This is a genomic window from Nonomuraea sp. NPDC003214, from assembly GCF_053590035.1.
Genome location: NZ_JBSFSX010000009.1, coordinates 194,600 through 219,478, shown reverse-complemented (window position 1 = coordinate 219,478; position 24,879 = coordinate 194,600). Strand labels below are relative to the sequence as shown.

Genomic DNA, 24,879 nt, shown 5'->3' with positions numbered 1-24,879 from the left:
CTTAGCAGTCGCTGAGCTGGGCACATGCCACGAAGTGCCCGGGGTCGGCCTCCAGCAGCCCGCCGGTGGCGCCGCGCTCGTGGTAGAGGCAGGTGGTGACCGGCGCGGCCTCCTCCCAGGGCGCGTGCAGCCGGGGGACGGCCGACAGGAGTTGCCTGGTGTAGGGGTGCAACGGGTCGTCGAACACCTTCGCCGTCACGCCCATCTCCACCACCGTGCCGCGCCGCAGCACGACGGTACGCTCGGCCAGGTAGTGCCCGAGCGACAGGTCGTGCGTCACGTACAGCACGCCGAGACCCCGGCCCTTGAGCTCGGCCAGCAGGTTGAGCACGTCGATGCGGGTGGAGGCGTCGAGCATGCTGGTGATCTCGTCGGCGATCAGCAGCTTGAGGTCGAGCAGCAGCGCCCGCGCGATGAGCAGCCGCTGCAACTGGCCGCCGCTGAGCTGGTGGGGGAACTTGCCCAGCACCTCGTCCGGGTTGAGCCGCACGTCGCGGACGGCCGAGCGGACCCGTTCGGCCCATTCGGCCTCGGGGACGGCCGGGTAGTAGCTCTCCTTGATGAGCCGGAACACCCGGTCGGCCTTGAAGACGGGGTTGTAGCAGCTGAACGGGTCCTGGAAGACGCCCTGGACGGACCGGTAGTACTCCTTGCCCGGCCGGACCGCGACGCCGTCCACGGTGATGGAGCCGCTGGTGATGGGGACGAGGCCGAGGATCATCTTGCCGAGCGTGCTCTTGCCGCTGCCGCTCTCGCCGATGAGCGAGACGACCTCGCCGGGCCGCACGTCGAAGCTCACCGCGTCCACGGCCGTCATGGTCCTGCCGCCGAAGGTGCCGACCTTGTACACCTTCGTGACGTTGTCGACTTTCAGCATCAGGCCTTCCAGCACGCGACGAAGTGGTTGGGCTCGATCTCGACCGGCGGCGGGTCCTCGGCGCACTCCTTGCCCGCCATCGGGCACCGGTCGCGGAACCGGCAGCCCTGGGGCGGGTCGAGCAGCGACGGCGGGCTGCCCGGGATGCCGGTCAGCTTGCGGTCCTGGTGGCGCACGCCGATCTCCGGCAGCGAGTTGATCAGCAGCCGGGTGTACGGGTGCCGCGGGGCCTTGGTGAGCCGGTCGGAGGGCGCCTTCTCGGCCAGCCGGCCGGCGTACATCACCATGATCGTGTCGGCGATGTGCGAGGTCAGCGCCAGGTCGTGGGTGATGAAGATCATGCTCTTGACGTAGCCGCTCTCCCGGAAGCCGAGCAGCGCCTTGGCCACCGCCTGCTGCGTCGACACGTCCAGCGCCGAGGTGATCTCGTCGGCGATCAGCAGCGACGGGTCGAGCAGCGTGGAGATGACCATCACCATGCGCTGCTTCATGCCGCCGGACAGCTCGATCGGATAGCGGTCGAGCACGTCGCGCGGCAGGCCCACCAGGTCGAGGCGGCTCTCCAGCTCCTTGACGTCGAGCGTGACCCCGCGCGAGCGCAGCAGCTCGCCGACCATCCTGCCGATCCTGCGGGTCGGGTTCATGGCGCTCATCGAGTACTGCGGGATGAGCGACACCTCGTGGAAGCGGAAGGCGACCATCGCCCTGTCGTCGCCGATGGGCAGCTCGCGGCCGTCGAGCTCGACCGTGCCGCCCGCGTGGCGCATCCGGCCGTCCATCCGGATCAGGCTTTTGCCCAGCGTCGTCTTGCCGCAGCCGGACTCGCCCGCCAGGCCCAGGATCTCGCCGTCCGCCATGCCGAAGGAGACCCCGTCGAGCGCCTTCACCTCACCCCTGAGCGTGCGGTAGTGCACCCTCAGATCGTTGACCCGCAGACTCATGTCTCCCTCAGCTTCGGGTTGAAGACCTCGTCGAGGCCCACGTTGGCCACGTACAGGGCGCCCACGACGGCGGTGATGGCCGCGCCCGGCGGGACGAACCACCACCACAGGCCGAGCTGGAGCGCGCTCCACTGGGTCGCGTTCTGCAGCATCAGGCCGAGCGAGACGCCCTCGGTCGGCCCGAGGCCGATGAAGTCGAGCGAGGCGGCGATCAGGATGGAGCCGCCGAACAGCAGGATGAAGGTCATGAACAGGTACGAGCTCATGTTGGGCGCGATCTCCCGCATGATGATCCTGCGGGTGCTCACGCCGCTCAGCCTGGCCAGGTCCACGAACTCGCGGCTGCGCAGCGAGAACGTCTGCGCCCGGATCGCCCGCGCCGCCCACGGCCACGAGGTCAGGCCGATGAACAGCGCCTGGAGGCCGACGCTCCTGATGCCCAGGTAGGCGTTGATGATGAGCAGCACGGCCAGCGTCGGGATGACCAGCACGACGTTCGTCAGCATGGTGAGCACCTCGTCGACCAGGCCGCCCCGGTAGCCCGCGACGAACCCGATCGCCATCGCGATCACCGCCGCGATCCCGCCGCCCATCGCCCCGGCCAGGAACGTCGTGCGCAGCCCGTGCACGAACTGGGTGAACACGTCCTGGCCGAACGTCGTCGTGCCGAACCAGTGCTCGGCCGAGGGCGGCAGCATGGGCCCGGCCACGTACTCGTTGGGCGGGGCCGAGCCGAGCAGCAGCGGCCCGAGCAGCCCGACGAGCAGCAGCACGAGCACGATGCCGAAGCCGATGAGCAGCTTGGTGTTGCGCACCGCGAAGTACAGCGCCTCGCGGCGCACCACCCGCTCTTCCGCGGGCAGGGTGGTGGTCGTGGTCATGCGGCACCCGCCATTCCCGCTCGTGTCCGGGGATCGACGATCACGTACACGATGTCGATGATGAAGTTGGCCAGCAGCACCCCGATCACGATGAACATGAACGTGCCCTGGAGCAGGAAGAAGTCCTGGTTCTGGATGGCCTTGAGGATCAGGCTGCCGAGCCCCGGGTAGGAGAACACGATCTCGGTCACCAGCGCCCCCGCGACGAGCACGCCGAGCTGCAACGCCAGGCCGGTGATCTGGGGCAGGATCGCGTTCCTGAAGGCGTAGCGCCGGATCAGCCGGGTCGGCGCGCCGAGCGCCGCCAGGTAGTTGGAGTAGTCCGACTCCAGCTCGTAGATGATCATGTTGCGCATGCCGATCGCCCAGCCGCCCAGCGCCACGATGAACAGCGACAGGAACGGCAGCGTCCAGTGGTGCAGCAGGTTGACCAGGAAGGCCCAGCTCCAGCTCGGCTGCAGCGCGAAGCTGTAGCCGCCGGCCACCGGGAACCAGCCCGCCGTCACGCCCAGCCCCCACGCCAGGATCACGGCCAGCCACATGTACGGCATCGCCGTCAGGACGTAGCCGACCGGCAGGACCGTGTTGTCCAGCAGCTTGCGCCGCGCCGCGAACGCGCCCAGCCGGTTGCCGATCCAGTAGCTGAGCAGCACCGCCGGGATCATCAACCCCAGCGTGTACGGGACCGCGCCGAGGATGACGTCGGTCACCGGGGTCGGGAACACCCAGATGCTGATGCCGAAGTCACCCCGGAACAGGGCGCCCCAGAAGTTCAGGTACTGCTGCCAGATCGGCTGGTCGAAGCCGAACAGGTTCGTGTAGTAGGCCCGCATCGCCTCGACGGCCGCCGGCTGCGACACGCGGGCCCTGGCCAGCATGCTCGCGACGGGGTCGCCGGGCATGAAGCGCGGGATCATCCAGTTGACGGTGACGGCGACCACGAAGGTCAGCCCGTAGATGAGCAGTTTCCTGCCGAAGTATTGGCGCACGTGAGGTCTCCCAAGCGGCCCCCTCCGCCCGGGGGCGGGCGGAGGGGGCACCCGTCATCCGGTCAGCCGGCCGCCGGCTGGAGCTGCGTGAGCGTCTCGAACCCGCCCAGCTCAAGCCAGTTGCGCCACATCACGGGAGCCGACTTGGGCGTCCCGGCGGCCGACGACGGCCAGTTCTTCCACACGCTGGTGCTGGACTGGGACCACAGGCCGTTGTACCAGAGCGGGATGATCGGCATCTCCTGGAGGTGGATCTTCTGGATCTCGGAAATGACCTTCTTCATGCCCTCGATGTCGTCGGTCTTGACCCGGTCGAGCTGCTGGACGAGGTCCCAGGCCTTCTTGTTCTCGTACCGCCCGAAGTTGACGGTGTTCTGCTGCTTCCTGATCGGGAGCTGGAAGATGTAGTCGTAGTAGGTCCACGGGCTGCTGGAGAGCTGCCGCTCGTTGTTGACCACCAGGTCGAACTTGCCCTCGCCGCGCTTCTGCACGAGCGCGTTGAAGTCGGGGAACTCGGGGTTGACGTCGATCCCGGCCGCCTTGGCGCTGCTGGAGATGACGCGGGCCGCCTCCATCCAGTCGGTCCAGCCGGCGGGCACCTCGATGGTCAGGCTGATCTTGGAGCCGTCCTTGTTCTCCACCAGCCCGTCGCCGTCGGTGTCCTTGTAGCCGGCGTCGGCCAGCGCCTTCTTGGCGGCGGCGGTGTCGAAGGTGAACCCGTCGGAAGCCACCACGCCCTGGTCGACGAACTGGTCCCACTGCGGCAGCAGGCCGGTCGGGCTGGCCGCCTTGACCAGGTTGCCGTAGACGCCCTCGACGATCTTCTTGACGTCCACGGACGCGGCCAGCGCCTTGCGGAAGGCCGGGTCGTCCATCGGCTTCTTCGTGGTGTTGGGCACCAGCCAGGCGGTGTTGGCCGACAGCATGTACGGCGGCTCGTTGTAGAACGTCGTGATGCCGAAGTTGCCCTTGACCAGGTTGGCGACGCCGGGCAGGAAGTTGTTGCTCATGTCCATGCCCTTCTGCAGGAGCATGCCCATGGCCACCTCGTTGCTGGGGGTGGCGACGTCGACGATGTACCGGGGCTTGGGCTCCATGCCGAGCGCCGTCTTGCCCCACCAGTCGTCGCGCTTGACCCACACCACGCGGTCCTGGTCGTGGCTCTGATACTTGTATGCGCCGCTGCCCACCGGGTTCTCGTTGACGCCGTTGAGCACGTCCTCCTCGGAGCGGTCCTTCCAGACGTGCTCCGGCACGATGACGCGGCTGTAGAGGTTGAAGTCCCATTCCTGGTAGTTGGCCTGGGAGAACGTGAAGCGCACGGTCTGGTCGTCGACCGCCTCGACGCTCTTCAGCCAGTCCCAGATGTTGTGGTACGGGATCGTCTCCATCTTGCCGAGGCTGTAGGAGAACGCCACGTCCTTGGCCGTCAGCGGCTTCCCGTCGGACCAGGTGACCCCGGTGCGGATCTTGGCCTCGTACGTGGTGTCGTCCACCCAGCTTCCGCTCTCGGCGATCCACGGGGTGAGCTTGGCCGCGTTCGGGTCGTAGTGGAACAGGCTCTCGTAGACCAGGCCCTTGGTGCCGGTGGCGGAGTCCCATTCGCGGATCGGGTTGAAGTTGGCCGGCGGGCCCCACTGGGTGCCGGTGGTGTAGAGGGTCTCGTTGCGCGGCAGCTCGCCCGTGGCGCCCTGGCCGGTGGCGGCGGGGGCGGCTTGGGTGTTCTGGGTGGCCGCCGGTGTGGCGCCGCCGCCCGTACAGGCGGTGGCCGTCAGGCCAGCCGCGAGGAGCGGTATCAGGATCCGCGCCCGGGTCTGCATCTGTTTCTCCTTCCCCCACCGAAGCGGAGGTCGACCGTCCTGTCCAACCCCGAGATCGGCGGCCCGGGACGTGTGACGCCGCCGCTTCCTCGGCCCGGCGAAAGCCCGCTGACCTGCGCAGGAGCTCCTTGGGAGCGCTCCCGCAACCGGCCGTGCCGAGCGCTGTCGCTGAACCGGTGAAGTACCGAGACGGTCAATACGGCGTGACGACGGCGTCAAGAGTCGTGATGCGTTTGAGACGATGGGGCCGCCGAAGTGCGGTTGGGGAGGGCGGTAGTAAAGTTCGGGTGCACTGACTAACCGGTTCACAAGTGGAGGCTCGGTGAAGCGACCGACGATCGCCGACATCGCCCGGCGAGCGGGCGTCTCCAAAGTGGCCGTCTCCTACGCCCTCAACGACCGCCCCGGCGTCTCCCCCGCCAAACGCGCCGCCATCAAGGCCATCGCCGAGGAGATCGGCTGGCGCCCCAACTCCGCCGCCCGCGCGCTCAACGGCGCCCGCGCCCGCTCCGTCGGCCTCACCGTGTGCCGCCCCGCCCGCATCCTCGGCGTCGAGCCGTTCTTCATGGAGCTGATCAGCGGCATCGAGAGCGAGCTGGCCAGCCACTCCTACGCGCTGATGCTCCAGGTCGCCGCCTCACCCGACCAGGAGACGGACATCTACCGCCGCTGGTGGGGCGAAGGCCGCGTCGACGGCGCCATCCTCGTCGACCTGCGCTTCTCCGACGCCCGCGTCACCGCGCTCAAGGAGCTCGGCCTGCCCGCCGTCGTCATCGGCCACCCGTCGGAGGCCGGCGCCCTGACCCCCGTCTGGTCCGACGACGCCGTCGCCATCCGGGAGACCGTCGAATATTTGGCGGCACTCGGCCACCGCCGCATCGCCCGCGTCGCCGGCCTGCCCGAGCTCGTCCACACCGTGCTGCGCGACCAGGCATTCACCGCAGCCTGCGACGACCTGGGCCTCGACCGGCCCGCCATCATGCACACCGACTACACCGGCGAGGAGGGCGCCCGCGCCACCCGCCGCCTCGTCAGCGCCGCCACCCGGCCCACGGCCGTCGTCTACGACAACGACATCATGGCCGTGGCAGGCATGTCGGCCGCTCACGAGATGCGCCTCGACGTCCCCGGCGACCTGTCGATCGTCGCCTGGGACGACTCGCCGCTCTCCCAGGTCGTCCGCCCCGCCCTCAGCGCCCTGACCCGCGACATCCCCGCCTACGGCGCCCACGCCGCCCGCGCCCTGCTCGCCCTCATCGCCGGCGAGGAGGTCACCGGCATCCAGGACGAATCCGCCCGCCTCGTCCCCCGAGGCAGCACCGCCCCACCCCGCCCCGCCTCTTCACCGGAGCGACAGGCGTAGAGCCTCCAGGACGTCCGGGCCACCCAGCACGATGTCGGCGCCCGGGGTCGGCATCGTCCGGTACATGGCGTGGAGCACGTCGAGAAACGGCTGCTCGCGCAACGCGTGCAGCATGATGGCGGCATCGCGGGACTCACCCGCGTTGCGCAGGCGCAGGTATTCGCGCAGCATGGCCTGACACCTCGGGAACGCGACCTCACGCCCTCTTCGCAGGTCAGCCCGATTGAGCTGGAACACCTCGATGGTCGCGCGGCCTCTGGGCGTGTTGCCGCGATAGGTGCCGGTCGAAAGGATCAACCGGAGATGGTCCAGCGGATCATCGCGTGTCGGGTCGACGAGCAGGCAGACCCCGGACTCGTCCACAGGAAACCGGTCCCTTTTCGCATTGCTGTTGCACGAGGAGCATGCGAGTAAATGGTTCAGCCATTCGAACGTGCGGAGCGGCGCTACCTGATCGGCTCGAAATGATCGATGTCCGTGCCTCGACTGTCACCGCAGTACATACAGCGCTCGACCGCCGCCGACATCTGACGCAGCGTCAGCCTGACGCCTTCTTTCTCAAGGGCGGCGCCGGACCACTCCCTGCGGGCAGCACGGTGATCCGCATCCGCCACTTTCAGCCGGTCCGTGCGCGTGCGCAGCCGCAGCGACAGCTCAGGGCCCAGATCAGGGCGGGAGATCCGGATCAATCCCGCCTCCCCAGACGGGAGGAGACCTCGTCCACCCGGGCCGAGAGTGAGCTCTCCAGCATTTTGCTGAGCTTTCGATATTCTTCGATCTCGGCCGTGGACGCCGAGCCCTCCAGGACTTTGTCCTCGAGGTCCCCGAGAATGCGCCGCACGTCCTCAGCCCTCCTCGAATAAGGACTGTCGACACCGAACAGCTCGGTCAGAATGGCATCGTCACCGCTTCCGAAGACGACGCGCTCATGAAGATCCCGGTCGACGACGTGTGCCGCCCTGGGCTCATGAGGTCCGGGAAGGGAAACCAGCCCGTTGGCGGCGGCGGTCTGACAGATGTACGGGCTGTGCGTGGTCACGATGAACTGGACGAGCGGAAAGTGGTCCGTCAGCCATTCACCGATCTTCTTCTGCCAGCTGACGTGCAGATGGTTCTCGACCTCGTCCACGAGAACGACACCCGGATACGCCAGCGTCGGCGTCTCGCCGGCATAGCTGACGCGCACCCTGCCATAGGCGAGATGCATCTGGCGGATGATGTCGAGCACGAGGGCCGTCACCGCCTTGTACCCCTCGCTCATCCGGCGCAGCGGCATCTCCGTGCCGTCATCCTGCCGCACCCACAACCCGTCGGAATCGACGCGCACCACCGTGTGGCCGTCGGGAAGCATGCCGTCGGCCAGCAAGGAAAGCACCGCCTCCAGCAGCTCGGCGGCGCCCGGACGCCCCTCCAGCTGGTAGAGATGCTGCTCGACCAGCCAGCTGACGCCCTCCACGAGACTCACGTCCTCGTCGAAGAGCGTCCGCAACCCCGCGTACATGGCTGCCCGCGGCGACTCGCCACGCCCCAGCGCGGCTGCGGACAACCGGCGGAAGGGCCCGTAGCCCGCGAAGAACCCTCCTTCTCCAGGGGCGAATCGCAAGCGTCTGGCGCCCTTGGCCCGGCCTGAGGTCATGGCCCACTGCGGAGTCAGGTGGGAGCCGTCGGAGTCGTTCCAGCGCAGTTCGAAGTCCTGCGGACCGAAGTCCAGCCCTCCGTCGAACTCCGAGTCCTGCACCACCGTGACACGTAGGAACCCCTGCTCACCCTCGGGCGCGCCTCGCCAGCCCTCCCAATCGCGGACGAAGTACTGGCCGATGACTCCCAGCGCTATCGCCTGCAGGATCGTCGTCTTGCCCGATCCGTTCCGTCCGGCGAGAACCGTCCAGCCCGCGTAGGAGCCGTCCGGACGACTGAAGTCGAGGTCCACCTGCCTGGGACCGGAGAAACCGCGAAGCCCCTGGATGACAAGCCGCGATATGTACATGGTGCGCCTCCTTCCAGGACCCTCCAGACCGGCGGTGCAACTCTACGACTTTCACCGGTGGGCGGCCGTGTCATTCGGCCGGGGTGCCCGCCAGGGGGGTCCAGCCGGTGGTGGCGTGCCAGGTGTTGCCGGCGCGGAGGTGGTCGCCGACGGCGCGTTCCAGGTTGGTGCGGCGGGGCAGGTCCGGGGCGAGCCGCGCGTCGGCGCCGAAGACGAACGGGACGATGCCGCCGTCGTCGTCCGAGCGGTAGGCCGGCCGGAAGCGGCGCTGGAAGCGGACGATGTTGGACTCCTCCGGCAGGTAGCGGGCGAGCTGCTCGTCGAGCAGCCACGAGCCGCAGAAGGCGTAGCGCGGCCGCTCCTCGGGGAAGTGGCGCGGGAAGAACGCGGCGGCTTCGGCGAAGGCCGCGTCACACGCCTCGGGCGTCATCGGGCCGAGGAAGTCGGGGATGTGCACGGAGAGCGCCGGTTCGCCCGGCTCGCACGGCAGCCCGGCGGCCTTGATCGACTCGGCCAGGCGCTCGTCGAGCGTGGCGCGCTCGAACTGCAGCCGCCCCAGCTCGTAGATCATGCCGCGGAAGTGCAGCATGAGCCAGGACGGCGCGTTGAGCCCGCCGGTGCCGAGCCTCTTGCGGTAGACGGCCATGTTGCGGCCCAGGTCGGCCAGCGTGCGCGAGGAGACGTCGTCCGGGATGCCGCGGGAGCGGTGGTATTCGCGGACATGCGGCGCGGCGGCCATGAACACGTGCACGTAGAAGTACGGGTCGGGCAGGTCGGGGAAGCGCGGCGGGTCGTCCAGGTCGCCCATGGCCGACACCAGGGTGTGCACGTTGCTTTCCAGCAGCCGCCACGCCTCGGTGCCCGGCCGGGGACGGGCCGCGAGGACCCCGGCCACGTCCTCGTGGGGCACCGTCAGGCGCAGGAGTTCGGGGACCGGGTCGGGCGGGAGGAGGTCTTTCATGTGCCCGAACGCTAGAGGGTGCCGCTTCGCTACTCAAGCCACGGACCCGGTGCGGGGCTTGCCCTCCCACGCGTAGGTCACGTACAGGACTCCGGCGCCCGTGGTGGTGGAGCCGGTGAGCTTCAGCCCGGCCGGCATGGTGCCCGGGGAAAACAGGCGCTTGCCCTCGCCGAGGACGACGGGGAAGACGAGCAGCCGGTACTCGTCGACCAGTTCGGCCCGCTGGAGCGTGTGGATGAGGTCGGTGCTGCCCTGGGTCATGATCTCGCCGTCGGTGGTCCGCTTGAGCTCGGCGACGGTCTCGGCGGCCTCGCCCGCCAGGACCGTCGTGTTGCGCCAGTCGGCGGTCCTGGGCGTGCGGGTGGCGACGTACTTGGGCATGCTGTTGATCCGGGCGCCGCCCTCCTCGTCGGGCACGCCGGGCCAGTAGGAGGAGAGGATGTCGTAGGACCTGCGGCCCAGCAGCATGCCGGACGCCTGCTCCAGCTGGTCGCCCATGATCTGGCCGAACACCTCGTCGACGTGCGGGGCCAGCCAGCCGCCGTGGGTGAAGCCGTTGGAGTCGTCCTCGCCCGGCCCGCCGGGGCCCTGCATGACCCCGTCGAGCGACACGAACGCCGACACCACCAGTTTGCTCGCCATGTTTCCGCTCCTTCTCGCTTTCGATGTGCCTTCAGCATCGCGGGGGCCGTTTACGGAATCCTTACGGCTTTCCTTCTCCGCTCCTGAAGGCGCGCCGTTCAGCCGGCGAGGCCGAGCGCCAGGGAGGCGATCACCGGGGCGGCGTAGATCATCGGGAACGGCAGGTGGGAGAACCAGCGGGCGCGGGCCACGGTGACGACGGCGCCGGTGAAGTACAGCACCAGGCCGATCGCCGCCGCGACGCCGACGGCCGGGACGAGCAGCCCGGCGGCCAGGCCGAGCGCGCCCGCCGCCTTGGCCGCGCCGAGCCAGGGCCACCAGGCGCGCGGGATGCCGTAGGCGGCCAGCGGCTCCACGACCCACTTGGCGCGCATGAAGACGGAGACGGCCGAGAAGCCGGTGGTGGCGGCGGCCAGCAGGGTGATGATCACGTAGGTGGTGGACATGGGTGACGCTCCTCTGTGTGTTTCTGCCTTCATCACCCCGACCCGCCCCGGCGGGGAGGTGTGACAGAGGGAGGAGAGATTTTTTCTAGGCGAACAGCCGCTCCGGGTGCATGCCGTCGACCAGGCCGGTGTCGGGCGGGTGGACGCTGTAGCCGAGCATGCGGCGGACCCGCCCGGTGAGCTGGCGGGCGACCTCGCGGCCCGGTGAGAGCGTGAACGCCTCGCGGGTGCGCAGCCAGGGCTCGCAGTAGTGGGCGGTGACCGTCAGCCGGGGCGCGGCCAGGTCGGGGAGCGGCGGGCGGGCGTGCCAGAGGGTGCCGAGGAGCAGCACGCACGAGCCGGCCTCGACGGGCAGCGGGACGCCGGAGCCGATCGGGGTGCGGCCGTCGGGCCAGCGGTGGCTGCCCGGCCAGACGGTGATCGCGGCGTCGTCGACGGGCCACAGGGCGGCCACCGACAGGGCGGGGCGCGGGCGGGGCAGCGGGTAGTGCCGGTCGTCCGGCGCGGGCGGGCGGGCCGGGGCGCCGGGGCGCACCTCGATCACTTCGAGCTGGGACAGCAGGAAGTTCGGCAGCAGGAGGCGGTCCAGGAAGGCGAGCGCCGCCGGGTGGTCGAGCAGGGGGTCGACGGCCCGGGTGTTGGTCAGGACGCCGAAGACCTGCCGGAGGTGGCCGGTGCGGAAGGGGTCGCGGCCTGCGGGGCCGAGCAGCGGGGTGAGGTCGGCGCGGATGCGCCGGCAGGCGGCCGGGGCGAGCACGCCGGGCAGCACGAGGAAGCCGTCGCGGTGCAGCGCGGACAGGGCGCCGGCGGCCATCAGCCGTCGCCTCGCGGGCGGGCGCCGAGCGCGGCGGTGCTGAACTCCCACAGCTCGCGCAGCACCGTCGCCCGCTCGGGCCGGGGGTCCTGGTCGAGGACGACGGTGAAGACGGCGCGCATGCCGCCCACCACGGCCGTGGCCAGCAGCTCGGGGTCGCGGTCCGCGACGACGGCGCCTTCGGCCTGGCCCGCGGCGACGTGTTTGGCGCCGAGCGTGATGACGAGCTTGAAGCAGCGCGCCTCCATGGCCGCCACCTCGGCGTCGCCGACCATGCGGCCGAGGACGACGGGGGCGAGCGGGTCGTCGTAGACGCGGTCGACCCAGGTGGTGAGCTGGGCCCGCCACCGGTCGAGCCAGGTGTCGCCGTCGAAGCTGACCAGGACGGTGTCGGCCACCAGCCGCTCGTAGAAGTCCTCCAGGAGCGCGCTCATCAGGCCGCTGCGGGTGCCGAAGTAGCGGTACGGCAGGCCGACGCTGAGGCCGGCGCGCCGGGCGACGGCCGCCACCTCGACGTCGCCGGTGGCGATGAGCTCGTCGGCGGCGGCTTCGAGCAGGCGGCGGCGGCTGGCGGCGGCGCGTTCGGACAACGGTTCCACGCCTCCATGCTGGTTGAGTTGAACTCAACTTGCAAGATAGGGCCTCCCGTAACGGGCTTTCGTGTGTTAAACGATTAACCACTATGACGCAGCACACACCCGTCATCCCGGTCGAGCATCACGTCGCTCCACAAAGGGCCCGGATAAAAACCTACTTTACATGCAGGGAATACTATGTTATTCGTATAACATGAGACCTACCGCCAAACAGGTGGCAGAGCTCGCCGGAGTGTCGATCGCCACCGTGTCGTACGTGCTGGGCGGCCGGGACAGGCGGGTGGCCGCCGAGACCAGGCAGCGCGTGATCGACGCCGCCGCCCAGCTCGGCTACACCCCCAACCAGGCCGCCAGGAGCCTGCGGCGGCGGCGTACCCAGCGGGTGTGCCTGGTGCAGTCGTCGTTCGGCGGCGTGCCGACCGACGAGCGGCTGGCCCGCGACCTGCACGAGATGGCCGACGGCCATGGCTACTCGGTCGTCACGCTCACCGTCTACTCCGAGGCGCGCGCCGTCGCGGCGGTCGACGTGCTGCGCGGCGGCATCGCCGACGGCGTGCTGATCCACGCCGTCGGCGACCACCTCACCGAGGACCTGCTGTCATCGGTCGTCGCCACCCGCATGCCGACCGTGGTCATCGGCCAGGAGAACGTGCCTCCGGGCTGCGACGTCGTACGGACGCCGGAGGCCGAGGCGTGCGCCGAGGCGGTCGAGCACCTGATCGCGCAGGGCCGGCGGCGCATCGCGTTCCTGGCCCAGCGCTACGAGCTCTACCGCGAGCGGCCCGCCGGCCGGCTGCTCGGCTACACCACCGCGCTCGACCGGCACGGCGTCAACCCGGCGTGCCGCATCGTGGTGCCCGGCGCGGACGACCGCGTCGGCGCTTACCAGGCGGCCACCGCGCTGCTGCGTGGCCCGGAGCCGCCCGACGCGATCTTCGCGGCCAGCGACCGGGCCGCGATCAGCACGATCTGGGCCGCCAGGGACGCCGGGCTGCGCGTGCCCGACGACGTCGCCGTGGTCGGCGTCGGCAACATCGACGAAGGACTCATCGCCAACCCGCAGCTCAGCACCGTTGGCCCGCTCAGGCACGACTACACCGACGTCGTGCGCCTGCTCTTCGACCGCCTCCAGGCCGACGAGCCACTGCCCGACCGCGAGATCGTCCGCTCCTGGGCGTTCCTGCGCCGGGGCTCTTCCTAGAAGGGAACCGATGAGATGTCCCCCGCCCTCTCCCGCCGCGACCTGCTCCGCCTGGCGTCGGCCGCCGCCGCCGTCCCCCTCCTGAACGCCTGCGCCGGCGCCCCGCCCGCCCCGTCCGCCGAGCCCGGCACGTTCACCGTCTACTGGAACGCCGGCCACGACTACCAGGCCTACCGCAAGGTGATCGCCGAGTTCGAGCAGGCCCACCAGGTCAAGGTCAACTTCCAGAAGTACCAGTGGCCCGACCTGCGCACCCGCCTGCTGGCCGACTTCGCCTCCGGGAGCGTGCCCGACGTGGTCGAGGAGCCCGGCGGCTGGGTCCAGGACTTCGCGATCTCCGGCAACGCCCTGTCGCTGCAGGAGTACGTCGACCGTGACGGCCAGGCGATGGGCTTCCCGTCCGACTGGCGTCCCGTCACCGTCGAGCGGAACTCGTACCAGGGCCAGGTGTACGGGGTGCAGCTCCACCTGACGTGCACGCTGCTGCTCTACAACAAGGGCATGCTGGACGCGGCCGGCGTCGAGCCGCCCACCACCTGGGAGGAGCTGCTGGAGGCGGCCGGGAAGCTCACCAAGGGCGACGTGTACGGCATCGCGCTCAACCAGGACCACGGCTACGCCGGGCCGTGGCTGATGCAGAACGGCGTGCGCTACTACGACCCGGCGACCAAGGGCGTGCTGATGCCGCACGACGCGGCCGTGGAGGCGATGCGCTTCCAGGCCGAGCTGGTGCACAAGCACAAGGTGGCGCCGGTGCCGGTGTCGGGCACCGACTACTCGGGGCCGCAGAAGCTGTTCTCCGCCAAGCGGGCCGCGATGATCATCACCGGGCCGTGGGACCTGGGGCCGATCAAGCAGACCAGCCCTGACATCGAGGTCGGCTACGCGGCCCCGCTCAAGGGCCGCGAGCAGGCCACGAACGCGGCGGGGACCAGCGTGTTCGTCCCGGCCAAGGCACGCAGGCCCGACCTGTCGTGGGACTTCGTCAAGCGGATCACCGCGCTGGAGGTCGAGCGGGCCGCCACCAAGGAGGTCGGCATGCTGATGCCGCGCCTCTCCTGGGCGGAGCTGCCCGAGGTGCAGGCCGACCCGGGGATCAAGGCGTTCGCCGACGCGCTCGGCATGGCCCGCGACGCCAGCCAGGAGATCAGGCTGACCGGGCAGTTCGGGCGCTTCGACGACGAGCTGAAGAAGATGTACCAGTCGGTGCTCATCCAGAACGAGCCCGCCGCCGCGGCCGTCGAGAAGTTCGCCGAGGCGGCCCGGGGTTACCTGAAATGAGCGTGCTGCGCCCGCGTACGCTCTCCGCCCGGTATGCCCGCACCGCCTATCTGTTCCTGCTGCCCGCGATCCTGTTCTTCGCCGCCTTCTTCTACCTGCCGATCGGGAACGTGGTCTCCACGAGCCTGATGACGGGGCCGTCCGCGGACCGGTTCGCCGGGCTGGGCAACTACGCCCAGGCGCTGGCCGATCCGGCGGTGCGGCACTCGTTCCTGGTCACCGGCGGGTTCGCACTGATCGTGGTGGCCGGGTCGATCGTCCTCGGGCTGGGCCTGGCGATGGCGCTGGACCAGCCGCTCAGGGGGCGGGTGGCGTTCCGGGTGATGCTGCTCGTGCCCTACCTGACGTCGGTGGCGATCGTCGGGCTGCTCTGGCGCAACATCCTCGACCCGGAGCTCGGCGTGCTCAACCGGACGCTGGCCGCCCTCGGGCTGCCGGAGCAGCAGTGGCTCAACACCAGCCCGCTGCTGACCATCGCCGCCGTCACGCTGTGGCAGAGCGTGGGCTACACGATGGTGCTGTTCCTGGCCGGGCTGCAAGGCATCCCCGAGACGTTCCACGAGGCGGCGAAGATCGACGGGGCCGACGCGTGGCACCGGTTCTGGCGGATCACGCTGCCGCTGCTCGCGCCGACGACGCTGTTCGTGTCGGTGATGGCGGTGATCTCCGGGCTCCAGGCGTTCGGGCAGGCGTACATCATCACGAACGGCGGGCCGGGCGACGCCACCGACCTGTCGGTGTTCCACATCTTCAACGTCGCCTTCCGGGCCCGCGACTTCGGCTACGCCTCGGCGCAGTCGGTGCTGCTGCTGATCGTGATCGTCGCCTTCACGCTCGTCCAGCTCCGGGCCGGGCGGCGCGGGGAGGTGCAGTACTGATGCGGCGCGCGCTGCTCTACACGCTGCTGACCGTGGCCTCGCTGGTGATGGTGCTGCCGCTGCTCTACATGCTCTCCCTGTCGCTGCAGACCGAGGCCGAGACGCTGTCGGCCGAGGCCGTGGTGTGGCCGGAGTCGCCGCAGTGGGGCAACTACGCCGAGCTGTTCGCCCGGGCGCCGTTCGGCGACTTCATCGTCAACAGCCTGGTCGTGGCCGGCGGGATCACGCTGGCGCACCTGCTGTTCGACCCGCTGGTCGGGTACGTGTTCGCCAAGTTCCGCTTCCCGCTGCGCAACACGCTGTTCGTGGCGTTGCTGGCGACGCTGATGGTGCCGTTCTTCGTGCGGATGATCCCGCTCTACGTGCTGATGGCGCACCTCGGGTGGATCAACACGTACCAGGGGCTGATCACGCCGTTCCTGATGGACGCGTTCGGGATCTTCCTCATGCGGCAGTTCATCCAGCCGATCCCGGACGACCTCATCCACGCCGCGCGCATCGACGGGGCCTCGGAGTTCGCCATCTACCGGCGGATCATCCTGCCGCAGACGCGCCCGGCGCTGGCCGTGCTCGGGCTGTTCACGTTCGTCTTCCAGTGGAACGAGTTCCTGTGGCCGCTGGTGGCGACCACGACGCCCGAGATGCGGACGATCCCCGTCGGGCTCACGCTGTTCAACCAGGAGTACTTCACGCTCTGGCACCTGACGGCCGCGGGCTCGGTGATCCTGTTCGTGCCCACCGCCGTCCTGTTCATCGTCACCCAGCGCTACTTCGTCCGCGGCATCGCGCTGACCGGCCTTCGTTAGGAGCTTCTTCTTGGCACGCCCGAACGTGATCGTGATCCTGACCGACCAGCAGCGGTGGGACACCGTCGGCCCCTTCACCCCCAACCTCGACAGGATGGCCAGGCACGGCACCCAGGCCACGGTGGCGCTCACGCCGCAGCCGGTGTGCGCGCCCGCCCGCGCCGCGCTGCAGACCGGGCGCTACCCGACGACGGTCGGGGTGCACCGCAACGGGCTCACGCTGCCGGCGGAGGAGCGCACGCTGGCCCACCGGTTCGGCGAGGCCGGCTACGCCACCGGGTACATCGGCAAATGGCACCTGGCCCAGGGCGACCCGGTGCCGGAGGAGCAGCGCGGCGGCTACCGGAGCTGGCTGGCGGCCAACACGCTGGAGTTCACCTCCGACGCCTACCGGACGATCGTCTACGACGAGGCCGAGGAGCCGGTCTTCCTGCCCGGCTACCGCTCCGACGCGCTGGTGGACGCCGCCGTCCGGTTCGTCGCCGACCACCACGGGGAGCCGTTCTTCCTGTTCCTGTCGTTCCTGGAGCCGCACCACCAGAACGAGGTCGACAACTACCCGGCGCCCGACGGCTACGAGGAGCGCTATCAGGGCCGCTGGCTGCCGCCCGACCTGGCGGCGCTCGGCGGCACCGCGCACCGGCATCTCGGCGGCTACCTCGGCCAGGTCAAACGGCTGGACGAGGGGCTGGGGCGGCTGCTCGACGCGCTGCGCAGCATGGAGCTGCTCGACGACACGATCGTGGCCTACACCTCCGACCACGGCAGCCACTTCAAGACGCGCAACGACGAGTACAAGCGGTCCTGCCACGACGCCTCGCTGCGGGTGCCGTTGGCCGTACGCGGTCCGGGCTTCGACGGCGGGGGCGCGATCGCGCGGCCGGTCAGCACCCTCGACCTGCCGCCGACGCTGCTGGAGGCCGCCGGGCTGCCGGTGCCGGGCGACATGCAGGGGCGCTCGTTCCTGCCGCTGCTGCGCGACTCCCGCGCCGAGTGGCCCGGCGAGGTGTTCTTCCAGGTGAGCGAGTCGGAGGTGGGGCGCGGCATCCGCACGTCCCGGTGGAAGTACTACGCGGTGGCCGAGGACGCCGACCCGTGGCACGACGCCGGCTCGCCGCGCTACCGCGAGCAGGCCCTGTACGACCTCGACAGCGACCCGCACGAGCTGGTCAACCTGGCCGGGCTGCGCTCGCACCTGGAGGTGTCGGCGGAGCTGCGCGAGCGGCTGCTGCGCCGGATCGCCGAGGCGGGCGAGCCCGAGCCGGTCATCGACCCGGCTCCGGAGCGCGACTCCGACGTGCTCGCCGATCCCGTCGTCCGCCTCGGCGGTCCCGCTCCGGCCCGATTCGGCCACCAAGCTCGCTAGGTTGGGGGGACGTGCGTCTGAGGGTTCGTGGGAAGGTGAGCAGTTTTGTCCATCTCTGTGCCCGCTGCCCGGGAGACGTCCCTGCACTTCCCCGCCGGATCGCTGGTGATCCTCACCGGCCTGCCCGGCGCGGGCAAGACCACGCTGCTGCGCCGCCTGTACGGCCTGACCGGGACCGAGAGCGGCCCGGTCACGGCGGGCGGCGCGGCGGTGATCGACTCCATGCAGTCGCGCCTGCACTGGGCCGGCGGGCTGCGCTGGGCCCCGAAGCCGGTGCGGACGTTCGTGGTGTTCTGCACGCACCTGTGGCGGATTCGCGCGGCGGTGCGGGCCGGGCGATCCGTGGTCGCCCACAACCGGGGCTGCGGCGCGTTCGTGCTGCGCGCGTTCGCCTGGATGGGCCGGCGGGGCGGCTTCCACCTGGTGTTACTGGACGTCACGCCGGAGGTGGCGAAGGCGGGCCAGCACGCCAGGGGCCGCGTCGTGCCGGACCGGACGTTCGCCCGGCACCACCGCCGCTGCCACGCCCTGCTGGCGCGCGCCCGAGCGGGCCGGCCGGCGCCCGCTCACAGCGCCAGAATCCTGGACCGGGCGGAGGCCGACCTGCTGGAGAGCATCCGCTTCGGCCGGCCGTGAGCTGAGGGCGGCTAGCGGCGGCGGGAGCGGAACCGGTCCAGGAACCGGCGGGCCTTGTGCTGGTTGCGGGGGTCTCGGGCCATCCGTTTGGCCTTCTCGATCGTCTGCCTGCCCTGGGGGCTGCGGAGGTAGGCGCGCACGCGGTCTATGAGGGTCATGCGCGCCCCCTACCCAGAACCGCGGGTCACACGCGGGTTATGCGCACGGCGTCGGCGATGACGTAACCCGGCGCGGAGGTCCAGCGGCTCACCCCCACCACGTTGTACGTGCCCGCGGCCAGCGAGAACGTGCCGAGCACGCGCCAGGCGCCGCCGCCCGAGCGCTGGTCCACGGTGACGGTCTGGTTGCCGCCCGCCGCGGCCACGATGTGCGGCGCGGCGCTGCTGTAGCCGGCGTTGGCCGGGTGCCACACCTCGACGCGGTAGCTGCCCGCGGCGGGGATCGCGGCCCGGAACCAGGCCGGGTCGCTGGCCGAGACCGGGTCGGCGAAGCGGTAGTCCGTGCCGTGGAGCTGCGGCGAGTAGGTGGAGGTGCCCCAGGCGGCGCTCGCGGTGAAGGCGGCGTCGGCGTTGTCGACGGTGACGCTGAAGGTCTCGCCGGAGCCGGTCACGGACCTGCCGGGGCTGGGGGCGCTCTCCTGGTGGGTGCGGGTGAGCGCGGTCACGTAGTAGGTGTAGGCGGTGCCGGGCGCGGCCGTGGTGTCGGTGTAGGCGGTCTTCGTCGTGGTGGCGACCAGGTTGCGGGCGTCGGCGAACGCGCACTCGCCGGCGGCTCCGGTGGTGCGGTAGATCGCGTAGTAGCGGGCGCCGGAGCCCTGGAAGGCGAGCGAGACGCCGTTCGTGACGCGGGTGGCCGAGGTGATCGACGGCGTGGCGGGCGCGGCGGCGGAGCCGCGGGCGGGCAGCAGCGCCGGCTTGCCGTAGTGGGCGGCGGCCAGCGTGGAGAACGAGCCGATGCGGTCGGCCCTGACGTCCTTGGCGCTGAAGTACACGTCGCCGGCGACCTCGGGGTGCTGCCGGTTGACGTGCAGGTGGTCGCTCAGCTCGGTGCGGTCCTGCCAGGCGGCGTCCTGGCCGGAGGCGCCCGCGCGGTAGGCGGCCTGGCCGATGACGAGCTGGGTGCCGGTGCCCCGGACGACCTCGGCCCACCAGGCGGTCAGCACCTCGTACGCGGCCGTGCTGAAGCCGATGTGCCAGTAGATCTGCGGCGAGATGTAGTCCACCCAGCCCTGCTTGACCCAGCGGCGGCTGTCGGCGTAGATCGCGTCGTACGACTGGAGTCCGGAGGTGCGCGAGCCGAGCGGGTCGGCGGAGGCGTTGCGCCAGATGCCGAACGGGCTGATGCCGAACGTCACGTGCGGCTTGGCGGCGTGGATGCGCTGGTCGAGCTCGCGTACCAGGAGGTTGACGTTCTCGCGGCGCCAGTCGTGGACGTTCATCCCGCCGCCGTGCTGGGAGTACGCGGCCGAGTCCGGGATGGTCTGGCCGCTGACGGGATAGGGGTAGAAGTAGTCGTCGAGGTGGACGCCGTCGATGTCGTAGCGGCTGACCGCGTCCATGATCACGTCTTCGATGAAGTCGCGGACCTCGGGCAGGCCGGGGTTGTAGTAGAGCTTGCCGCCGTAGGCGAAGCGCCAGGCGGGGTTGCGGCGCGCCGGGTGGGTGGAGATCAGGCGGCTGGGGTCGTCGTGGTTGGCCACGCGGTAGGGGTTGAACCAGGCGTGCAGCTCCAAGTTGCGGGCGTGCGCCTCGGCGACCATGAAGGCGAGCGGGTCGTAGCCGGGGTCGCGTCCCTGGGTGCCGGTGAGCCACTGCGACCACGGTTCCAGACTGGAGGGCCAGAACGTGTCGGCGGTCGGCCGCACCTGGACGACCACGGCGTTCATCCGGCGCTGTACGGCCAGGTCGAGCCAGGAGCGGAACTCCGCCTGCTGGGCGGCCACGCTCAGTCCGGTGCGGCTGGGCCAGTCGATGTTGGCGACGCTGGAGATCCACATGGCCCTGAGCTGGCGCTTGGGCGTGGCGGGGTCGACGGTGCAGGCGGAGGAGGCCGCCGCGGGTGCGGTCGCGGGCGCCACGGCGCCGGCTAAGACGGCCAGCAGGGCCGTCAGGACGAGACGCAGAAGCGTGGTCACGAAGGGAAGTTTCAGCCGACTTCCCGTAGAGCGCAATAGTTTTCACCACATTGGCGGGGGCCCAACCTAGCCCGCCATCCCCTTCGCGCGGGCGGAAAGTTTCCTTTAATACCTAAGTAATGTCAATTATCGACATCTGTCATGGAACGGCCTTACTGTGCGACCGATACCCCCCAACGAGGAGCGCCCATGACTCTCGCCCGAACGCGATTAGTGGCCCTCACGGCCGCGGTCATCACCTCCCTCATGGTCCTCACAGGTCAGCCGGCCCTGGCCCAGCACACCGCCAACCCCCTGTCCGAAGCCTTCGACCGGGCAGCCGCCGCCCACGACGTCCCCCGGGACCTGCTCGTCGCGCTCGGATACGCCGAAACCCACCTTGACGGCCACAACGGCGAGCCCAGCGCCAGCGGCGGGTACGGCGTCATGCACCTGGTGAGCAACCCCACCAACAAGAGCCTCGAACAGGCCGCCGAACTCACCGGCCAGCCCGTCGCCAAGCTCCGCAAGGACGACGCGGCCAACATCCTCGGCGGCGCCGCCGTGCTCCGCGCCCACGCCGACAAGCTCGGCCTCGACGAGGCCGCCCGCGACGACATCGGCCGCTGGTACCAGGCCGTCGCCGCGTACGGCAACGCCACCTCGCCCGAGCTGTCCCGCCTGTACGCCGACGCCGTCTACGAGAGCCTCGGCCTCGGCCTCCAGGCGCGCGGCGTGACCGTCGCCCCGCAGGAGGTCACCGCCGACCGAGGCGCGCTGGCCGACGCCCGCGACCTGAACGCGCAGGCCACCGTGGCCAGCGCCGACTACCCGCCCGCCGCCTGGGTCGCCGCCAACTCCGGCAACTACACCGCCTCCAGCCGCGAGTCCAGCTACAACATCGACCGGGTGATCATCCACGTCACCCAGGGCTCGTACGCCGGCACCATCTCCTGGTTCCAGAACCCGAGCGCCAACGTCTCGGCCCACTACGTGATCAAGTCCTCCAACGGCGCCGTCACCCAGATGGTCCGCGACAAGGACATCGCCTGGCACGCGGGCAACTGGACGTACAACACCCGGTCCATCGGCATCGAGCACGAGGGCTGGGTCGACGACGCCTCCTGGTTCACCGACGCCATGTACCGCGCCTCGGCCGCCCTGACCAAGCACCTGTGCGACAAGTACGGCATCCCGAAGACCCGTACCGGCATCATCGGCCACAACGAGGTCCCCGGCGCCACGCACACCGACCCGGGCCGGCACTGGAACTGGACCACGTTCATGAACTACGTCAACGGCGGAGGCGGCACTCCGACGTGGACCACGACCGTGGACAACTCCAGCTCCGGCTTCACCGCCAGCGCCAACTGGGGCACCTCGGCCTACTCCAGCCAGCGGCACGGCACCGACTACCGCTTCGCCGAGCCGGTCGCCGCCAGCGACCCGGCCTGGTACTCGGCCGCCATCCCGAGCGCCGGCACGTACCGGGTGGAGGTCTGGTATCCCAGCGATCCGGGATACAACAGCTCGGCCCCGTACATCGTGGCCACGGCCAGCGGCAACCAGACCGTGTACGTCGACCAGAGATCCGGAGGAGGCGCCTGGCGCAGCATCGGCACCTTCTCGCTCAACGCGGGAACGCAGAACGTGGTGGGCGTCAGCAGATGGACGTCCGGCACCGGGCTGGTGATCGCGGACGCGGTCCGCATCTCGCGCGTCTGAGTCCTGAAGTGAAGTCCCCGGCCCGTGCGCGGGCCGGGGGCTTCACCGCTCCCACCTGCGGGTTTGACGTCGGCGGGGGCGGAAAGGTCCCTCTGGGTGAGCGAGGCGATACTCCGGGCGGAAGGGCTGACCAAGTCCTTTCCCGGCGTGCGCGCGCTGGACGGGGTCGATCTGAGCCTGCGCGCGGGCGAGGTGCACGTGCTGCTCGGCGAGAACGGCGCCGGGAAGAGCACGCTCATCAAGATCCTGTCCGGCGCGTACCGGCCGGACGAGGGCCGCGTGCTGATGGACGGGCGGCCAGTGGAGATCCGCGATGCCGGTGACGCGCGGCGGCTCGGCATCTCGACCATCTACCAGGAGTTCAACCTGGTGCCGGACCTGTCGGTGGCGGAGAACCTGTCGCTGGGCAGGCTGCCGCGCCGGTTCGGGCTCGTCGACACGGCCGCGATGCAGCGCCGGGCCCGCGAGCTGCTGGAGCGCGTGGACGTGCGGGTCGATCCGCGCACGCCGGTCCGCAGGCTGGGCATCGCCCGCATGCAGATGGTGGAGATCGCCAAGGCGCTGTCGCTGGACGCCCGGGTGCTGATCATGGACGAGCCGACGGCGGTGCTCACCACCGGCGAGGTCGGCAAGCTGTTCGCGATCGTCCGGCGGCTGCGCGACGAGGGCGTGGCGATCGTGTTCATCACCCACCACCTGGAGGAGATCGCCGAGATCGGCGACCGGGTGACGGTGCTGCGCGACGGCCGCTCGGTGGCCGAGGTGCCCGCAGGCACGCCGCAGGACGAGCTGGTCAGGCTCATGGTGGGCCGGCCGGTCGACCAGCAGTTCCCGCGCCGCCCGGCCGAGCTGGGCGAGCCGCTGCTCAGCGTGCGCGGGCTGACCCGCAGGGGAGCGTTCGACGACGTCTCGTTCGAGGTGCGCGCGGGCGAGGTGGTGGGGCTGGCCGGGCTGGTGGGCGCGGGCCGCACCGAGGTCGCCAGGGCGGTGTTCGGCGCCGACCGCTACGACGCCGGCGAGGTGTTCGTGCGCGGGCGCCGGCTGCCGCCGCACGACGTGCACGCCGCGATGGAGGCCGGGCTCGGGCTGGTGCCGGAGGACCGCAAGGGCCAGGGCCTGGTCCTGGGCGCCGGCATCGGCGAGAACCTGGGGCTGGTCACGCTGCGCGACGCCACCAGGGCCGGGTTCGTGGACCTGAAGGGCCAGCGCACCGCGGCGGCCCGGGTCGCCGAGCAGCTCGGCATCCGCATGACCGGCCTCGACCAGGAGGTCCGCACGCTGTCGGGCGGCAACCAGCAGAAGGTCGTCATCGGCAAGTGGCTCGCCGCCCAGGCGGGCGTGCTCATCCTGGACGAGCCGACACGCGGCGTCGACGTGGCCGCCAAGGTCGAGATCTACCAGCTCGTCAACGCCCTCACCGACTCGGGGCACGCGGTGCTGATGATCTCCAGCGATCTGCCGGAGGTGCTCGGGATGAGCGACCGCATCCTCGTCATGGCGCGCGGCCGGCTCGTCGGCGAGCTGCGCGCCGACGAGGCCACCCAGGACGGCGTGATGGCGCTGGCCGTCACCGACGTGGCGGGCTCCCGTGCGGAGTAAGCAGGGCGGAACCGACAGCCGGTCGTCGGCCTGGCTCGCCGAGAACGGCGCGATCGCCGCGCTGGTCGTGCTCGTCATCGCGCTGTCGCTGCTGTCGTCCGACTTCCTCAGCCTGACGAACCTGCTCAACGTGGGCGTGCAGGCGGCCGTGACCGCCATCCTGGCGTTCGGGTCCACGTTCGTCATCGTCACCGGCGGCATCGACCTGTCGGTCGGCTCGGTCGCGGCGCTGTCGGCGATCACGCTGGCGTGGACGGCCACCGAGGGCGGCCTGCCGTGGCCGGCCGCCGTCGTGCTCTCGCTCGCCACCGGCGTGGCGTGCGGGCTGGTCAACGCCGTCCTGATCGCGTACGGGAAGCTGCCCCCGTTCATCGCCACGCTGGCCATGCTCGGCATCGCCCGCGGCCTGGCCCTGGTCATCTCCCAGGGCAGCCCGATCTCCATGCCGGAGGCGGTCTCCCACCTGGGCGACACCGTCGGCCGGTTCCTGCCGATCCCGGTCCTGGTGATGCTCGTCATGGGCGTCGTCGCCGCGATCATCCTCAACCGGACCTTTCCCGGCCGGGCCATGTACGCGATCGGCGGCAACGAGGAGGCCGCCCGGCTGTCCGGGATCAAGGTCAGCCGGATCAAGCTCGTCACCTACGCGCTGTCCGGCGCGTTCGCGGCGGTCGCCGGCGTCGTGCTGGCCAGCCGGCTGGCCTCGGCTCAGCCGCAGGCGGCGGCCGGCTACGAGCTCGACGCCATCGCGGCCGTCGTCATCGGCGGCGCGAGCCTGTCCGGCGGCAAGGGCCGGGCGCTCGGCACGCTCGTCGGCGCGCTCATCCTGGCCGTGCTGCGCAACGGGCTCAACCTGCTGTCGGTCTCGGCGTTCTGGCAGCAGGTGGTGATCGGCGTGGTCATCGCGCTGGCCGTCCTCGTCGACACCCTGCGCCGCCGGGGAACGAACTAGAAAGG

Annotated in this window: 25 protein-coding genes; 10 read left to right on the top strand and 15 right to left on the bottom strand. The window is 70.5% G+C overall.

All coding sequences use genetic code 11. The annotated features are described in order from the left end of the window. Nucleotide 1: 1 nt before the first annotated feature. The 5 genes from ACWDXC_RS28945 to ACWDXC_RS28925 form a co-directional block, all read right to left on the bottom strand. Nucleotides 2-877: an ATP-binding cassette domain-containing protein gene (locus ACWDXC_RS28945; protein ID WP_364171389.1), complete on the bottom strand. Its 876-nt coding sequence runs from the start codon at nucleotides 875-877 to the stop codon at nucleotides 2-4. Then, the gene (locus ACWDXC_RS28940) at nucleotides 877-1,818 is read right to left on the bottom strand and encodes an ABC transporter ATP-binding protein (RefSeq protein WP_449986860.1); all 942 of its coding nucleotides are present in this window, start codon (nucleotides 1,816-1,818) and stop codon (nucleotides 877-879) included. The genes ACWDXC_RS28945 and ACWDXC_RS28940 overlap by 1 nt, the downstream gene beginning before the upstream one ends. Beyond that, nucleotides 1,815-2,699: an ABC transporter permease gene (locus ACWDXC_RS28935; RefSeq protein ID WP_449986858.1), complete on the bottom strand. Its 885-nt coding sequence runs from the start codon at nucleotides 2,697-2,699 to the stop codon at nucleotides 1,815-1,817. The genes ACWDXC_RS28940 and ACWDXC_RS28935 overlap by 4 nt, the downstream gene beginning before the upstream one ends. Beyond that, on the bottom strand, nucleotides 2,696-3,688 hold the full coding sequence (locus ACWDXC_RS28930; protein ID WP_449986856.1) for an ABC transporter permease: 993 nt from the start codon (nucleotides 3,686-3,688) through the stop codon (nucleotides 2,696-2,698). The genes ACWDXC_RS28935 and ACWDXC_RS28930 overlap by 4 nt, the downstream gene beginning before the upstream one ends. Before the next feature lie 62 nt (nucleotides 3,689-3,750). Then, on the bottom strand, nucleotides 3,751-5,508 hold the full coding sequence (locus ACWDXC_RS28925) for an ABC transporter substrate-binding protein (protein ID WP_449986854.1): 1,758 nt from the start codon (nucleotides 5,506-5,508) through the stop codon (nucleotides 3,751-3,753). A 322-nt stretch (nucleotides 5,509-5,830) separates the two neighbouring features. Between ACWDXC_RS28925 and ACWDXC_RS28920 the strand changes: the two genes are divergently transcribed. Further along, on the top strand, nucleotides 5,831-6,871 hold the full coding sequence (locus tag ACWDXC_RS28920; protein WP_449986852.1) for a LacI family DNA-binding transcriptional regulator: 1,041 nt from the start codon (nucleotides 5,831-5,833) through the stop codon (nucleotides 6,869-6,871). On the opposite strand, the gene ACWDXC_RS28915 is transcribed toward ACWDXC_RS28920, so the two are convergent. The 8 genes from ACWDXC_RS28915 to ACWDXC_RS28880 all read right to left on the bottom strand — a co-directional run bounded on the left by ACWDXC_RS28915 (nucleotide 6,851) and on the right by ACWDXC_RS28880 (nucleotide 12,320). Continuing rightward, nucleotides 6,851-7,234 carry a hypothetical protein gene (locus ACWDXC_RS28915; protein ID WP_449986850.1) on the bottom strand — a complete coding sequence of 128 codons (384 nt, stop codon included), beginning with the start codon at nucleotides 7,232-7,234 and terminating at the stop codon, nucleotides 6,851-6,853. The genes ACWDXC_RS28920 and ACWDXC_RS28915 overlap by 21 nt on opposite strands. An 83-nt stretch (nucleotides 7,235-7,317) precedes the next feature. Beyond that, nucleotides 7,318-7,560, bottom strand: a complete 243-nt coding sequence (locus tag ACWDXC_RS28910) for a hypothetical protein (protein ID WP_449986849.1) — start codon at nucleotides 7,558-7,560, stop codon at nucleotides 7,318-7,320. Beyond that, complete coding sequence (locus ACWDXC_RS28905; protein ID WP_449986847.1) at nucleotides 7,557-8,858, bottom strand: AAA family ATPase; 1,302 nt, start codon at nucleotides 8,856-8,858, stop codon at nucleotides 7,557-7,559. Before ACWDXC_RS28905 ends, ACWDXC_RS28910 begins: the two co-directional genes overlap by 4 nt. A gap of 70 nt (nucleotides 8,859-8,928) precedes the next feature. Beyond that, nucleotides 8,929-9,819, bottom strand: coding sequence for an acyltransferase domain-containing protein (locus ACWDXC_RS28900; protein ID WP_449986845.1), 891 nt, complete (start codon nucleotides 9,817-9,819; stop codon nucleotides 8,929-8,931). 33 nt (nucleotides 9,820-9,852) lie between these two features. Continuing rightward, complete coding sequence (locus ACWDXC_RS28895; RefSeq protein WP_449986843.1) at nucleotides 9,853-10,461, bottom strand: dihydrofolate reductase family protein; 609 nt, start codon at nucleotides 10,459-10,461, stop codon at nucleotides 9,853-9,855. Between the two features lie 98 nt (nucleotides 10,462-10,559). Further along, complete coding sequence (locus tag ACWDXC_RS28890) at nucleotides 10,560-10,907, bottom strand: DoxX family protein (RefSeq protein ID WP_219509782.1); 348 nt, start codon at nucleotides 10,905-10,907, stop codon at nucleotides 10,560-10,562. Nucleotides 10,908-10,992: 85 nt separating this feature from the next. Then, the gene (locus ACWDXC_RS28885; protein WP_449986841.1) at nucleotides 10,993-11,721 is read right to left on the bottom strand and encodes a phytanoyl-CoA dioxygenase family protein; all 729 of its coding nucleotides are present in this window, start codon (nucleotides 11,719-11,721) and stop codon (nucleotides 10,993-10,995) included. Continuing rightward, a complete protein-coding gene (locus tag ACWDXC_RS28880) occupies nucleotides 11,721-12,320 on the bottom strand; it encodes a TetR/AcrR family transcriptional regulator (RefSeq protein WP_449986839.1) in 600 nt (199 codons plus the stop codon). Before ACWDXC_RS28880 ends, ACWDXC_RS28885 begins: the two co-directional genes overlap by 1 nt. A 190-nt stretch (nucleotides 12,321-12,510) precedes the next feature. On the opposite strand from ACWDXC_RS28880, the gene ACWDXC_RS28875 reads away from it, so the two are divergent. The 6 genes from ACWDXC_RS28875 to ACWDXC_RS28850 are packed head-to-tail and all read left to right on the top strand — an operon-like array spanning nucleotide 12,511 to nucleotide 18,485. Next, nucleotides 12,511-13,518: a LacI family DNA-binding transcriptional regulator gene (locus tag ACWDXC_RS28875; RefSeq protein ID WP_449986837.1), complete on the top strand. Its 1,008-nt coding sequence runs from the start codon at nucleotides 12,511-12,513 to the stop codon at nucleotides 13,516-13,518. Between the two features lie 15 nt (nucleotides 13,519-13,533). Next, nucleotides 13,534-14,799, top strand: coding sequence for a sugar ABC transporter substrate-binding protein (locus ACWDXC_RS28870; RefSeq protein ID WP_449986835.1), 1,266 nt, complete (start codon nucleotides 13,534-13,536; stop codon nucleotides 14,797-14,799). After that, on the top strand, nucleotides 14,796-15,677 hold the full coding sequence (locus ACWDXC_RS28865) for a carbohydrate ABC transporter permease (RefSeq protein ID WP_449986834.1): 882 nt from the start codon (nucleotides 14,796-14,798) through the stop codon (nucleotides 15,675-15,677). Before ACWDXC_RS28870 ends, ACWDXC_RS28865 begins: the two co-directional genes overlap by 4 nt. Then, a complete protein-coding gene (locus ACWDXC_RS28860; protein ID WP_219501621.1) occupies nucleotides 15,677-16,483 on the top strand; it encodes a carbohydrate ABC transporter permease in 807 nt (268 codons plus the stop codon). The genes ACWDXC_RS28865 and ACWDXC_RS28860 overlap by 1 nt, the downstream gene beginning before the upstream one ends. 10 nt (nucleotides 16,484-16,493) lie before the next feature. Further along, on the top strand, nucleotides 16,494-17,849 hold the full coding sequence (locus ACWDXC_RS28855) for a sulfatase-like hydrolase/transferase (protein WP_449986832.1): 1,356 nt from the start codon (nucleotides 16,494-16,496) through the stop codon (nucleotides 17,847-17,849). Between the two features lie 45 nt (nucleotides 17,850-17,894). Continuing rightward, on the top strand, nucleotides 17,895-18,485 hold the full coding sequence (locus ACWDXC_RS28850) for an AAA family ATPase (RefSeq protein WP_364171361.1): 591 nt from the start codon (nucleotides 17,895-17,897) through the stop codon (nucleotides 18,483-18,485). 11 nt (nucleotides 18,486-18,496) lie between these two features. Here the strand turns inward: ACWDXC_RS28850 and ACWDXC_RS28845 are convergent, their stop codons facing one another. Continuing rightward, the gene (locus tag ACWDXC_RS28845) at nucleotides 18,497-18,643 is read right to left on the bottom strand and encodes a hypothetical protein (RefSeq protein WP_449986830.1); all 147 of its coding nucleotides are present in this window, start codon (nucleotides 18,641-18,643) and stop codon (nucleotides 18,497-18,499) included. Between the two features lie 26 nt (nucleotides 18,644-18,669). After that, the gene (locus tag ACWDXC_RS28840; protein ID WP_449986828.1) at nucleotides 18,670-20,619 is read right to left on the bottom strand and encodes a family 10 glycosylhydrolase; all 1,950 of its coding nucleotides are present in this window, start codon (nucleotides 20,617-20,619) and stop codon (nucleotides 18,670-18,672) included. Between the two features lie 189 nt (nucleotides 20,620-20,808). Between ACWDXC_RS28840 and ACWDXC_RS28835 the strand changes: the two genes are divergently transcribed. The 3 genes from ACWDXC_RS28835 to ACWDXC_RS28825 all read left to right on the top strand — a co-directional run bounded on the left by ACWDXC_RS28835 (nucleotide 20,809) and on the right by ACWDXC_RS28825 (nucleotide 24,874). Then, nucleotides 20,809-22,323, top strand: coding sequence for a golvesin C-terminal-like domain-containing protein (locus ACWDXC_RS28835; RefSeq protein WP_449986826.1), 1,515 nt, complete (start codon nucleotides 20,809-20,811; stop codon nucleotides 22,321-22,323). A gap of 96 nt (nucleotides 22,324-22,419) precedes the next feature. Continuing rightward, a complete protein-coding gene (locus ACWDXC_RS28830) occupies nucleotides 22,420-23,922 on the top strand; it encodes a sugar ABC transporter ATP-binding protein (protein WP_375074271.1) in 1,503 nt (500 codons plus the stop codon). Next, nucleotides 23,912-24,874 (top strand): ABC transporter permease, encoded by a 963-nt coding sequence (locus ACWDXC_RS28825; RefSeq protein ID WP_449986824.1) that lies wholly within the window; start codon nucleotides 23,912-23,914, stop codon nucleotides 24,872-24,874. Before ACWDXC_RS28830 ends, ACWDXC_RS28825 begins: the two co-directional genes overlap by 11 nt. Nucleotides 24,875-24,879: the final 5 nt, after the last annotated feature.